Source organism: Ureibacillus yapensis, from assembly GCF_003515775.1.
GTDB classification, from domain to species: Bacteria; Bacillota; Bacilli; order Bacillales_A; family Planococcaceae; genus Ureibacillus; species Ureibacillus yapensis.
Genome location: NZ_QWEI01000014.1, coordinates 1 through 13,294, shown reverse-complemented (window position 1 = coordinate 13,294; position 13,294 = coordinate 1). Strand labels below are relative to the sequence as shown.

Genomic DNA, 13,294 nt, shown 5'->3' with positions numbered 1-13,294 from the left:
GAACTCAAGATCAGAAGACAAAAGAGTTTATCGTCGATTAATGGGGCTGTGATTTGCTAAAATTAGTTGAACAAATTGCAAAATGAATCTTTCAAAAATAAATTGCACGAGGAGATTTAAGGATGGAACAAAACAAAATGCTAACAACAGAACAACAAGAACAATTGCTCCAAACATTGAAAGCCCGTTTCGAAAAAAACATGCAGCGTCATGAAGGTCTTGGATGGTCTGAGGTACAAGGGAAGCTGGAAGCCAATACGGAAAAATTATGGTCGCTTTATGAAATGGAAAGAACCGAGGGCGAGCCGGATGTAATCGGGTACGATGAAAACAATGATGAATATATTTTTAATGATTGTTCAGTTGAAAGTCCAAAGGGGCGCAGAAGTATTTGCTACGACCAGGAAGCGCTGGAAGCAAGGAAAAAACACAAACCCGAAAACAGCGCCATGAATATGGCAGCAGAAATGGGTATCGAGATGTTGACGGAAGAACAATATCGCGAGCTTCAAAAGCTTGGGGAGTTCGACAAGAAAACGTCCAGCTGGGTGAAGACACCCGACAATATACGCAGTCTCGGTGGAGCACTCTTTTGCGATCGCCGCTACGATACGGTCTTTACGTACCACAATGGAGCTGACTCCTACTATGCTGCCAGAGGTTTCCGCGGGTTGTTAAGAGTTTAAGGTTGCAGTAAATGCTGCTTCCTAGATATGAGAGGTTAGATTTAAAATTAAATAATATAATCATGAGGAATCGGGGGAGTTTTCCCCGATTCTTTTTTTAAAAAATCGAAAGAAAAAATATAACGAATATATGCATATATTATAAATTAATAGTAAATTCTGTAGTTAAACAAGGAGAAAAATACTATAAGAGCTATTTATAACATAACAAATTATGGTATAATAATCATAATAAAGTCAGTGGTGAGGATGGTCAAAAAGTAATGGTTACACACTTTGCTTTAGGATTCTTAATGGCACTTATAATGGTGTTGATGCCAGCGCCATTTCTTTATAAAAAGTGGCAAAAGAAAATAAAAGAACTAAAAAATTTTTCGCGTTTTGGCGATTTAGCAGAAACAACAAAAGATTCATCATATTATTATCAAGTATATCCAACCAAAAAATTCTTATATTTAAGTTCCTCAACGGACAATGTTCTAGGGAAAGGCTCTGCTCAAGAGGCTTATTTAAATCCCGAAATATGCTTTAGGGACATTCATCCGGATGATTATGAAATTTTCCATAAAAAGGTTAATGGTGAATTGGATTACACTAAAAGCATCATTCAACGCTGGAAAGATAGAAGTGGAGAATATAGATGGTTTGAGGAGTATGCAACACCGATTTATGAAAATGGAAAATTGGTTGCAATAAAAGGAGTATTACGAAATATTGATGAAAGAGTACAGATGCAAAGAGAATTGGAATATCGATACAAGCATGATGCGTTGACAGATTTATATAACCGCGCATACTTCGAGCAAAAGAATGCAGAGTACGATGAGCAATTAAATATCCCTGTAGGAATCATTATTTGTGATTTGGACGAGTTAAAATATGTGAATGACAATTTCGGCCATAAAGAAGGAGATCGATTAATTAAGGATGCAGCAGGAGTATTGAATAAATTCTCTTCGGACACAGTGATTGTAGCAAGAATCGGCGGAGACGAGTTTGCTATTATACATGCTAATTCAACAGCAAATGAAACAGAGGAATTGGTTAAAAAAATTCACCTTCAGCTTGATATGCATAGTCATAGTAGTTTAGGCAGAAAAATCAACTTATCTATCGGATTTGCAAGTAGCGACCGTTCAAAAGGAAATATGAATCGAATTTTTGCGAAAGCTGACCAAATGATGTATGAACATAAAATAAAAAGAAAGCAGTATGATCGGAACAAAGAACTACTGGGTACTATTAAGCAATAACGTAAATAATAAAAATTAAATTATACCGAAGAGGCTTTGAAACCAATAAGCTTTCTTCGTTTTTTTTTATCCAAAATATTTTAAAGATGAAAGGAGTATCGGAATCTAAAACGAACGCAATATATTTCTCAATTATCAGACTTACTTTAAAAATGAGATTGAAAATATGAAGCCTGGGTAGTAACATAAATTTTAAGATTATTAATTAAATTTTCTGAATATTAATCGGTGTAGAATTTACCTTTAAGTTTCAACATTGAGTTAGGCTGAGGCTTTGTATTCCGAATGATTTCTCACTCGTATGGTATTCAAAAATAAATTGGTTGAGAGATAGCGTTGCCATTTCTATATGAATTACGCCAAACATCTATACTGCTTTAGAATTGATAAACAAATTGAAGATTCTATTGATTAATTAATAATTTGCATATAACTCTCATAAATATAGTAACTAGATTTAAAAAAGGAGATTTGAAATATGAAATTTGTTAATTTTAAAGTAGCGGATCAAATTCGATTGGGAATCAAAACTGAGAAGGGGATTATCGATGTGAATGGAGCGGCAGCAGCGAATTCGCTAGAAGTCCCTACCACTATTGAACAAGTGATTGCCGAAGGTGAAAAGGCGTTTTTGCAATTGGCGGAATTGGCGGAAAAAGAAGTTTCGTATATTCCTGAAAATGAAATCGAGTATGCACCATGCATCACGCAGCCGGAAAAAATCGTTTGTGTTGGTTTAAACTATGCCGAACATGCTGATGAATCAAATATGAGCATTCCTGCTTTACCTGTTTTATTCAGCAAATTCAATAATGCGTTGGCTGCTCACAATCAGACCATTCCGCTCCCGAAGGTTGCTGAAAAGTTTGATTATGAAGCCGAATTGGTCCTTGTGATTGGAAAAGAAGCAAAGAATGTTTCAAAGGAAGAGGCACTTTCTTATGTGTTTGGATATGCGGTCGGCAATGATCTTTCTGCACGCGATCTTCAATTTCTGGATGGAGGACAATGGCTGTTAGGCAAGTCTCTTGATAATTTTGCACCAATTGGCCCTGAGTTGGTAACTGCCGATGAAATCGATATATCGAACTTGGCTATTCAATGCAGAGTGAATGGCGAGGTTCGTCAATCTTCCAATACAAGACATATGATATTTGATTGTGCAACGATTGTAAGCTATGTCTCCAAACATGTAACCTTAAAACCCGGAGATATTATCTTTACCGGAACACCTGATGGAGTTATTCTAGGTTATCCGGAAGAAAAGCAAAACTGGCTAAAACCTGGAGATCGAGTTGAAGTAACTATAGAAAATTTGGGTAGCCTTGTAAATGTTCTGGAATAATGGAACCAAACTGCAAAAGGCCGATCTGGAATTTTTCCGGATCGACCTTTTGCCTTTAAGGAGTTTTCTACTATAAAACCCCTCTATGAAAGATGCTTCCTTAAAAACTGAACAACATCCTTGAATGCATCTTTCACAACCTCATTTTCCCAATCTTCATCAAACACATGCTTTCCGTTTGGAATCGTGATTAATTGGTTTTCCACTCCAGCGTCAGTCAATGCTTCGCTCATGATTACGGACTGTTCGTATGGTACATCTTCATCATTTGTTCCGTGCAATAAAAGGGCTGGTGGATAATCGGAGTTAACCAAGTGTAATGGGCAAAGCGCCGACAGTTCTTTAGTGTCCATGCCGCTTATTTTGTCAATCCAAACTCCAGTTTGTCTTGCATGCATATAAATGGCATAGCGCTTTTGAATTGGTCCAACGGTAATAACATCCTTTGATACAAGCATGTCTGCAAGTTCTTTTGGAACAGGGGTCATTTTTTGATAATGGGGGCTTGGTTTCCGTGCCCAATCACCGGTAATGTCCCCATACCCATAAAATGATACAATGGCTTGCGGTTTTGTATCGAGCGTCCCGGATAAAAGGGCAAGATAACCGCCAGCCGAGCCGCCGATCACCGCTATTTTTTCTGGGTTATAGTCAAACTGTGCTGTCCCCTCAACCTTTAGCCAGGAGAGTGCATCTGCAATATCGGTTTTTATGTCCGGGAGTTTGGTTTCAGGGGCAAGTCGATAATCAATCGAAAACACATTGAACCCAGACTGCAAGTAGAATTCAACCTGTTCAGCTTTTAAATCTTCTCTGGATCCCCAAAGCAGGCCGCCGCCATGAATATAAACCAGTACAGGAGCGGATTGTACAGGGGCGGAATAGAAATCCGCCTTAATTTCGAATTGTTCGCCTTTTTTGTAAACGACAGTTGTTTTCATCTTGTTTTGACACACCTTTTTAAAATAATTAACGCTTTTATTAACGTGCAACAAATCATTAAGTTCAATTCAATGAAATCTAGTTTTATAAATTATATCATAAAAGTATAGAGCCATTGCAGAAGCGGTAAATTAGGTAAAAGGCTTCGTGAGCTGTATATATGCTCATAAAAATCGTAAAATGCTCTTTAAAGACGGATTCTGCACTTACATGGTCCTGGCCTCATTATTTAGCGTTATCAAAAAGTTAATAAATTTTATCTACTTTAACCAAAATACTACTGCTAACTTTATCTATTGTGTCTAATGAATCTGTTGTTTTCTATTTATATAATGAAAAGGTACAATTTTTTGAACTATATAGCTGTTGAAAGCGCTTGCTCGGTATTCTCGATTAAATAGAGTGGATTTTGGAAAGGATTTATTGTTATGATCCTCGATTACAAAACGATTAAGAGGTGTTTTACATGGCAAAAATTTTAGTAGCAGGGGAAATTCCGGCAAAGGGACTCGACTTGTTAACTGATCAGCATGAAGTTGAAGTATTTCCAGGCGAAAAATTAATTTCTGAAGAAGAATTAAAGGAACGCATTCAAGATAAAGATGCCCTATTGAGTTTATTATCAACTCCCGTCACAAAAGAAATTATTGATTCAGCACCGAACCTGAAGATAATTGCGAATTATGGGGCGGGCTTCAATAATGTGGATTTTGAATATGCAGCTTCGAAAGGAATCCCTGCTACCAATACTCCTATTGCCTCTACTGCGGCAACAGCGGATTTAACAATCGGTCTTTTATTAGCAGCAGCCAGAAGAATAGTTGAGGGCGATGAAGTATGCCGAACAGTCGGCTTTAATGGCTGGGCACCGCTTTATTTCCGCGGGCGTGAAGTAACGGGGAAAACGATTGGAATTGTCGGATTTGGACAAATAGGACAAGCGGTTGCAAAAAGAGCTGCAGCATTCGATATGAAAGTAATCTATTACAACCCACGCCGAAAAAGTGAGGAAATAGAGCAATCCTTAAATGCAACCTATGTACCGTTCCATGATCTATTGAAACAAGCTGATTTTATTACACTAAATTGTTCTTATGACCCGAGCATGAAACACATGTTTAGTACCGAACAATTTGAAATGATGAAAAGAACAGCCTATTTAATCAATTGTGCACGTGGCCCAATCGTGGAAGAAGCTGCTATTGTGAAAGCTTTGGAGGATAAAGTAATTGAAGGTGCGGCTCTGGATGTGTTCGAGTTTGAACCAACCATTGGAGAAGGTTTAAAGAAACTTAAAAATGTTGTTTTAACGCCTCATATTGGCAACGCAACATTTGAAGCGCGTGATGCGATGGCAGTCATGGCTGTTGAAAACATCATAAAAGTATTAAATAATGACAATCCTCTCTACGTAGTAAACGGTGTAAGCAAAAATACTTAACATTAAATTTGCAAGTAAGAATTTAATAAGAACGTTAGAGTGAGAGGGGTTACCACAAAGACATCTAAGAAAATTCATCTAGAGGGAGGCGAGTCGAGTGGAACAGATAAAGGCTCGGCCAGAGCAAGAACAAACTATAAGCAAAGATTTATTGCCAATTAAAGAAGAAGACCGAAAGTGGGGATTTGGCAACTATTTTGCCCTTTGGATGGGATCCGTTCATAACGTACCAGCCTATATAACAGTCGGAGGGTTTTTCGCGCTTGGATTATCAGTCGGCCAAGTATTTTGGGCAATTATGCTTGCAGCCATTATTTTGGGAGTGTTATTTTCTTTAGCAGGGCATTCGGGAGCTAAATATGGTATTCCCTCTACCATGCTGCTCAAAACATCATTTGGGACAAGAGGATCGATTGTTCCGGGTGTAATCCGAGGGGTCATTGCAGCGATTATGTGGTTTGGTTTCCAAACGTATACAGGCAGTCTTGCTGTAACGATTTTGATCGGGAAGCTGTGGCCAACTTACTTAACATTAGGCGGCGATTGGAACTTCTTCGGATTAAATTTACCGGGATTAATTTCATTTCTATTATTCTGGGCCGTAAATGTTCTGTTTGTTTATGGTGGAATGGGAATTATAGGGAAGTTTACAAAAATACTGTCTCCAATCATTTATCTCGTGTTTGGAGGAATGGCAATTTGGGCTATAAACTTAGCAGGGGGCATTGGTCCAATATTGGATTATGTACCGAAAGGAATTGAAGGAAATGAACTGCTCGTTTTCCTTGGCTGTATAAGTGCTCTTCTAGCCACATTCGCGGCTCCTGCTGTTAGTTTGTCGGATTTTACAAGGGAAGCAGTTTCGCAAAAAGTTCAATCTATTGGGCAAGCTTCAGGAATGGTTCTTTCATACTTGTTATTTGCCTTTGCAAGTATAGCAATTATTGTTGGTTCAGAAATTGCATTTGGCACTCCGATTTGGAATGTGCTGGATGTAGTGGAGAAGTTTGATAGCACATTTGCAATTGCAGTATCGGTATTGACAATTTGTTTAACAACATTGTCAGTGAACATTACCGGGAATATTGTTCCGGCAGGTTATCAATTAGCATCGCTGTTCCCGAAAAAGTTAACATTTAAATCGGGTGCATTTATTGCAGCGGTGGTAGGAATAATAATAATGCCATGGAAGCTCATGGAAAGTTCAACAAGTATTTTCCTCTTTTTGGGGATTATCGGTGGTTTACTGAGCCCGATACTTGGTATTATGCTTTCCCACTATTTTGTTGTTGCTAAAAAGCGCATTGATTTGGATGGCTTGTACGGTTCGAGCGGCACTTATCATTATCAAAACGGATTCAATATGCCAGCGATTATAACTCTTATCGTAGCTGGAGTGATTAGTTTAATTGGCCAATTTGTTCCTGTCTTCAAACCGCTTTATGATATGTCGTTCTTTACAGGGACAATTATCGCTTTTGCGCTATATTCATTGATCGCAAAGAAACCGGCTTCTATTCCAGTAGAGGATAAAAATCCTAATATAACTGCATCTAGGGAGGAATTATAATGACTTATGATTTAATTATCAAAAATGGAAATGTTGTATTTCGCGATGGTGTCCGTAAAGTGGATATCGGCGTGAAAGATGAAAAGATTGCTTGCATTGCTGTAAATATAACAGATGAAGCAAAAGAAGTAATCGATGCAAGCGGCCAATATGTAATGCCTGGAATGGTTGACACTCATGTTCACATTAGCGAACCTGGCCGAACGGAATGGGAAGGGTTTGAAACAGGCTCAAAAGCAATGGCAGCAGGCGGTGTGACAAGTTATGTTGAAATGCCGCTGAATGCATTGCCGGCAACGATTAATAAAGAGAACCTTGATCTGAAACTTGAAGCTGCGGTTAATCAGAACTATGTTGATTACGGTTTCTACGGTGGGCTTGTACCTGAAAATATTGATAAATTAGAAGAAATGTACGATGCAGGAGTTCTGGCATTTAAATGCTTCCTTTCCGATATTACGAGTGATATTCCAGGAGATTTCACTCATGTCGATGATTATTCGCTCTACAAAGGGATGCAGAAAATTGCAGAATTAGGCGGAATTTTATGTATCCATGCGGAAAACCCGAATGTTACCAAAAAGCTAACTGAAGAAATGATTCGTGAAGGCCGTACATCTGCAGCGGAATATGTTGATTCACGTCCAATTTTCACTGAAGTGGATGCAGTTCAAAGTGCCATTTTGTTTGCGAAAGAAACAGGCTGTAAATTGCACTTGGTTCACATTAGTTCGTCAGAAGCCATTCAAGTAATTTTAAAAGCGCGTTCTGAAGGAGTAGACGTAACGGTTGAATCTTGCCCGCATTATTTTGCGCTGACAGCCGAGCAAGTAGGGGAAATTGGCCCAAGAGCAAAATGCCAGCCGCCAATTCGAAGAGCAAAAGACCAAGAGAGATTATGGCAAGAATTATTAAATGGCAATATTGACTGGTTAACTTCCGACCATTCACCATGTACTGAAGACATGAAGCAAGGTAACATGTTTGAAGCGTGGGGCGGAATTAGCGGAGTTCAAAACAACGTCGATTTAATGTTCGACTTATCTGTAAAACAACGCGGCTTAGCAGTAGAGAAGTTTGTCGACTTAATTGCATATAACCCTTCAAAACGTTTCAACTTGCCATACAAAGGGGAAATTGCAGTAACTAAAGATGCGGACATTATTTTACTGGATCCAAATCAATCCTATGTTGTGAAAAGAGAAGATTTATACTACAAAAATAAATTTAGTGCGTATGAGGGCAGAAAAATTGATTGCCGCATCACAAAAACGATTGTGCGCGGGAATGTAGTTTTCGATCAAGAACAAGGAATTGTTGGGGAACCAATCGGAAAACTATTGCCTGCAGTAAGATAATGAATACATCCATCCGCTTGGCTTAACTTCTTCCGTGGGGCAAACCTTACTGAATGAAGCTAGGCCTCCGGTGGATGTTTTAGATTTTTAAAGGCAGTTAATAGAGGAAGTAGCCTAAGATCGTCGCGTCCTGCGACTACGGCTAAATGACCTGCATCGTGCAGGCCTTTGTTCAATAAAATCTGAACACTAATACGCCAAGGCGTATTTGATTAAAGGGAGAGCTTAACCATGACAAATTACGATTTAATTATTAGAAATGGCCACATTGTTACTTCGGAATCCATTGCCAAAGGAGATATCGCCGTTAAGGATGGCAAGATTGTTGAAGTATCAATTGATCAAAAAATTAGTGCAGCAGGTGCTAAAGAAATTGATGCTGAAGGTCTCCATGTATTCCCTGGTTTAATTGATTCCCATGTGCATTTCAATGAACCTGGCAGAACAGAGTGGGAAGGCGTTGAAACAGGCAGTAAAAGTTTGGCTGCAGGAGGAGTAACTGCTTATTTTGATATGCCATTGAACAGTACGCCGCCAACAATCAATAAAGAGAACCTGGAGTTAAAAAGAAAGCTTTCAGAAGAAAAATCGGTTGTTCACCCGTACTATTGGGGTGGTCTGGTACCAGAGAATATTGAAAATTTAAAAGAACTTCATGAGAATGGCGTCATCGGATTTAAAGCGTTTATGTCGCCAAGCGGCATCGAGGATTTCCATAATGCCGACGATGCAACACTATTTAAAGGAATGACAGAAATCGCTTCTTTAGGTTCACTTCTTGCTGTTCATGCGGAAAGTACAGTAATCTGTGAACAGCTTGCAACCAAAAAGCTGCAAGAAGGAAAAACATCGGCACGTGATTTTGTGGAATCAAGACCAATTATTTCGGAAATAGAAGCTGTTCGAAGAATTATTTCTTATGCTGAAGCAACGGGATGCAAATTGCATATCGTTCATGCCAGCAGCAGAAAAGTAGTGCAAGAAGTAGAGGAAGCAAAACGCAGAGGCGTAGATGTGACTGTTGAAACATGTGGACATTATTTATCATTAACTGTAAAAGATCTCGAAGAAAAAGGCGGTTTGGCAAAATGCGCACCTCCTTTGCGTGACGAAGATGAGCTGGAGGATTTATGGGTGGCAGTTGCCAATGGCGAAGTTGATACAATTTCCTCTGACCATTCACCGGCGCCGGCTTCAATGAAGACAATTACGGACAATTATTTTGAAGGCTGGGGCGGCATTTCTGGAGCGCAATCTACATTTAATATTATGCTCACAGAAGGATATGCAAAACGCAACCTACCTTTGGAAAAGATTGTTGAATTAATGGCAACGAATCCTGCAAAAATCTTTGGTTTATCAACGAAAGGAAATATTTCTGTTGGCTACGATGCGGATTTCGCAATCGTTAATTTAAATGAAAGCTTTAAATTGGAAAAAGAAGATTTATTCTACCGTCATCAACATTCCCCATATGTAGGTATGACGTTCCAAGGGAAAGTAAAGACAACTATTGTAAATGGCGAGGTTGTTTATGAAAACGGCCAAATTACAAAAGCCTAATCGCATCTACAATGATTAACAAATAAAACGGAAAAAGGGCCGAGGCATTTCTCTGCCCTTTTCTTCTATAGGTAAGAAGAAAAGCGCAAGCGCCCTGCTTAGCCCCGACAAGCGCTGGAAGGCCCGAATCGAAAGCGTCTTTTCAGCTTTCGACCGAGGGACTGAAGCGACCTCGAGGGGCTGGGCGCTGGAGCTAGACATTGTTGAGATTTATTGTATTGGAAAGGAGGAAAGCTGATTGGAATTTCGTGTCAAAGATGTTTTGAAATTATCCTCCCTTAAAAGTGCAAAGGTATTAAGCGGGGAGCAATTTTTGGATAAAGTGGTCAAAGGGTCGACCATTATGGAAGCGCCGGATATTACAGACTGGTTAAAAGGTGGAGAGCTGATTTTAACAAGTTTATACCCCATCCGTTTTTTTAGCGAGATGGAGCAAAAGCAGTTTATTTCGAAATTAGCCGAAATAGGCGTCAGTGCTTTAGTGATAAAAAACCATCGTTTTGTAAAAGAAATTCCCCAGTCCATAATCGATGAAGCGGAAAGATGCCAATTGCCAATTATTCAAATTCCCAGGGAAGTTCCTTATGTTGATATTTTGTATCCCGTGATGGAAGAAATTTTGAATACTCAAGTTAAAAAGCTTCAGTATTATAAAGAGATTCATGACCAGTTTACAGCTTTATCTTTGGCTGATGAAAGTGCGGAAAAAATCATTGAAACATTGGAGAAATTAATAGGAAATCCTGTTGCGTTATTTGACCGAAATTTCTTTTGTTTAGCTTCCACATCTCCTTATCTAATGAATTTTGAAATTACTGAAAAAAACTATCACTATGACAAGACAGAAGAGATGAAATTTCCGCATTACCGTCAAATCGTTAAGTATCGTGAAGAAGAAAAGATTGGACATCAAATCGTTGTTCCGATTGAAACAATTAACCATATAAAAACTTACCTATTAATTGGTGAAATCAATAAACCTTTGGCAGAACTTGATTTTATAGCAGTTGAAAATGCTGCGACTTCGCTCTCGCTTGAATTTGTGAAAAACTTTGCCGTAGCAGAGGTGGACAAGCGGTTTAAAAACGATTTACTGGAACAATTAATCGAAGGAAAAGTACCTTCGCATACACTTTACCAAGATGCCAACTTAATTGGTTGGGATATAGAAGGATCATTTGCAGTTGTTTTATTCAAAATAAGAAAAGATAATGAACTGATTTCTTCTAAACAAGTGAAACATGGAATAACCAATGGCAATGAAGAGACATTGCTTCATGAGGCGATTTATCAGTATGTGCCAAATGCGATTATTGGCAGTAAAAGCGGTTTGAAAGTAGTGCTCTGGAAAGCGGATATCGAAGATGGAGAATGGCTGCCTAGAATTGAAGAAAGAGTATCAATTATCGTGGAATTGGTGAAAAAACAAAAGGACGATATACTTATTCAAGTAGGGATTGGAACGTTATCGGAACAAATTGATCAGATTTCCGAAAGTTATAAAAAGGCTAAAGATGCCCTTGAATTTGGTGAGGTTTTAAATGGCAAAGAATCCATTACATCCTATTCTGAATTGGGAGTCTTCAGGATGCTTGGTCAATTCACTAACTCCGAGGAGCTAAAGGATTTTATTCCGCCATCTTTACAAACGCTGCTAAATTATCAACAAGCCAATAAAACAGATTTATTAACCACATTAAAAGTTTTTCTGCAGTGCAATCAAAATGCAACAAAAACATCTCAGCAACTTTTTATTCACTATAAAACAGCTGTTTATCGTATTGAACGAATCAAGGAAATTACAGGGATGAATTTTGATGATGCTGAAGAAATGTTATTAGTTCAAATTGGACTAAAGATTATTGAACTTCTTGAACGTGAAAAAATCCATAAGTAGTTAAAGTTTATTATTTGAAAAGATTAGGAGTGTCAAGTATGGCCAGGAAGACGTATCGTGCAAACAATGTATCTGCATCAGGACCTTATTCGCATGCAGTGGAAGCGGATCGATTTATTTTTCTATCCGGACAGACTGCAATGAATGCCGAGGCAGGAAAGAATCTGCAAGGAAATATAGCGGAACAAACGAAGCAATGCTTTACAAATTTAATTGAAGTATTGGAAACAGCAAATCTTACACTTGATGATGTGGTAAAGGTAAATGTATATCTGACAGACATGAATAACTTTACTGCCATGAATGAAGTATATGAAACGTTCTTTAATGAACCGTACCCGGCTAGAACTTGTGTAGCGGTTTTAGCATTGCCGCTGGGTGCGGAAGTAGAGATTGAAATGATTGCCAAGAGAAAAGGACAGTAGATTATTATGGCATGGCACTGGGAAAATACCGGTGCCTTTTTAAAAATCCCCTATTTTTGGGGAATAACGCATAGATTTGCTGTAATTTACTTTATTCCCATTATTTATAATCCTGTGGGTTGTTCAATGTGCACAAAGGCTTGTTCATAGAAGTGCGTGTTGTAGCATTTGTTATGCATTGTTGATAGTAAGTGTTTGTGCGTTTTGTTTAATAGATATAAAGACCTCCCCGAAAAAGCGATGTATAATAAAAATGTGTTCCGAATGAAAACGTTTCCGAGAAGATATTAAAGTTTGAATGATTAGCTTTAAAATATTTAATTAATAACGTGGAAGTTCCTATTGTAGCGGAAAATTACCATTCCATTCCTATTACAAACACGATATATAGGAGATTAATATATAGTAAAAGGTTAAACTTTTATTTATCGTCCAGAATCAGTGTAGCATTAAGACATCATACGATAAAACGGGGAGTGTAAATATGTCTAAAACAAACGATACAGAAATGACAAGAGTTGAACATCTCACAACGATGGATGATTCACTTCATCCGAAATCAGATCAGGAAAGAACCGTTAAGCCAAAAGACTATATCTTCATGTGGATTGGCGATGGAGTAAATATAGGGAATATGACGCTGGGAGCCAGTGTAATTGTAGCGGGAATGGCTACATTAAACATATTCCAGACCCTTCTGGCAGCTCTGCTTGCGATAGCGATCATTTCAACAATTTTTGCATTAAACGATAGATTGGGCTATAAATCAGGGGTACCATACGTTGTACAGCTTAGAATGTCTTTCGGAACAAAA

General features: G+C 38.4%; 11 protein-coding genes. 10 read left to right on the top strand and 1 reads right to left on the bottom strand.

The window, feature by feature from the left end; genetic code table 11:
• The first annotated feature begins 122 nt into the window (after window positions 1-122).
• From D1B33_RS17045 to D1B33_RS17035, 3 genes are all read left to right on the top strand, one after another.
• Window positions 123-686, top strand: coding sequence for a DUF4256 domain-containing protein (locus D1B33_RS17045; RefSeq protein ID WP_118877617.1), 564 nt, complete (start codon window positions 123-125; stop codon window positions 684-686).
• 263 nt (window positions 687-949) lie between these two features.
• Window positions 950-1,939, top strand: coding sequence for a sensor domain-containing diguanylate cyclase (locus tag D1B33_RS17040; protein ID WP_118877616.1), 990 nt, complete (start codon window positions 950-952; stop codon window positions 1,937-1,939).
• 478 nt (window positions 1,940-2,417) lie between these two features.
• Complete coding sequence (locus tag D1B33_RS17035; RefSeq protein WP_118877615.1) at window positions 2,418-3,284, top strand: fumarylacetoacetate hydrolase family protein; 867 nt, start codon at window positions 2,418-2,420, stop codon at window positions 3,282-3,284.
• A gap of 83 nt (window positions 3,285-3,367) precedes the next feature.
• On the opposite strand, the gene D1B33_RS17030 is transcribed toward D1B33_RS17035, so the two are convergent.
• Window positions 3,368-4,225: an alpha/beta hydrolase gene (locus tag D1B33_RS17030; protein ID WP_118877614.1), complete on the bottom strand. Its 858-nt coding sequence runs from the start codon at window positions 4,223-4,225 to the stop codon at window positions 3,368-3,370.
• A gap of 467 nt (window positions 4,226-4,692) precedes the next feature.
• Here D1B33_RS17030 and D1B33_RS17025 point away from each other — a divergent pair, with 467 nt between their 5' ends.
• The 7 genes from D1B33_RS17025 to D1B33_RS16995 all read left to right on the top strand — a co-directional run.
• Window positions 4,693-5,667 carry a 2-hydroxyacid dehydrogenase family protein gene (locus D1B33_RS17025; protein ID WP_118877613.1) on the top strand — a complete coding sequence of 325 codons (975 nt, stop codon included), beginning with the start codon at window positions 4,693-4,695 and terminating at the stop codon, window positions 5,665-5,667.
• Window positions 5,668-5,764: 97 nt separating this feature from the next.
• Entirely contained in the window at window positions 5,765-7,237 is a 1,473-nt protein-coding gene (gene allW, locus D1B33_RS17020; protein ID WP_118877612.1) for an allantoin permease, read from the top strand.
• Window positions 7,237-8,595: an allantoinase AllB gene (allB, locus tag D1B33_RS17015; protein WP_118877611.1), complete on the top strand. Its 1,359-nt coding sequence runs from the start codon at window positions 7,237-7,239 to the stop codon at window positions 8,593-8,595. Before allW ends, allB begins: the two co-directional genes overlap by 1 nt.
• Before the next feature lie 231 nt (window positions 8,596-8,826).
• Complete coding sequence (locus tag D1B33_RS17010; RefSeq protein ID WP_118877610.1) at window positions 8,827-10,158, top strand: allantoinase; 1,332 nt, start codon at window positions 8,827-8,829, stop codon at window positions 10,156-10,158.
• 238 nt (window positions 10,159-10,396) lie between these two features.
• Entirely contained in the window at window positions 10,397-12,055 is a 1,659-nt protein-coding gene (locus D1B33_RS17005; RefSeq protein WP_233549521.1) for a PucR family transcriptional regulator, read from the top strand.
• A gap of 38 nt (window positions 12,056-12,093) precedes the next feature.
• Window positions 12,094-12,480, top strand: coding sequence for a RidA family protein (locus tag D1B33_RS17000; RefSeq protein WP_118877609.1), 387 nt, complete (start codon window positions 12,094-12,096; stop codon window positions 12,478-12,480).
• Window positions 12,481-12,964: 484 nt separating this feature from the next.
• Window positions 12,965-13,294 (top strand): cytosine permease (locus D1B33_RS16995; protein ID WP_199677446.1); only part of this gene is annotated, 330 nt, incomplete at its 3' end.

Bases quoted from the DNA above. Each gene is read 5' to 3' on its own strand.
- D1B33_RS17045 (WP_118877617.1), top strand. From the start codon at position 123: ATGGAACAAAACAAAATGCTAACAACAGAACAACAAGAACAATTGCTC.
- D1B33_RS17040 (WP_118877616.1), top strand. From the start codon at position 950: ATGGTTACACACTTTGCTTTAGGATTCTTAATGGCACTTATAATGGTG.
- D1B33_RS17035 (WP_118877615.1), top strand. From the start codon at position 2,418: ATGAAATTTGTTAATTTTAAAGTAGCGGATCAAATTCGATTGGGAATC.
- D1B33_RS17030 (WP_118877614.1), bottom strand. From the start codon at position 4,225: ATGAAAACAACTGTCGTTTACAAAAAAGGCGAACAATTCGAAATTAAG.
- D1B33_RS17025 (WP_118877613.1), top strand. From the start codon at position 4,693: ATGGCAAAAATTTTAGTAGCAGGGGAAATTCCGGCAAAGGGACTCGAC.
- allB (WP_118877611.1), top strand. From the start codon at position 7,237: ATGACTTATGATTTAATTATCAAAAATGGAAATGTTGTATTTCGCGAT.
- D1B33_RS17010 (WP_118877610.1), top strand. From the start codon at position 8,827: ATGACAAATTACGATTTAATTATTAGAAATGGCCACATTGTTACTTCG.
- D1B33_RS17000 (WP_118877609.1), top strand. From the start codon at position 12,094: ATGGCCAGGAAGACGTATCGTGCAAACAATGTATCTGCATCAGGACCT.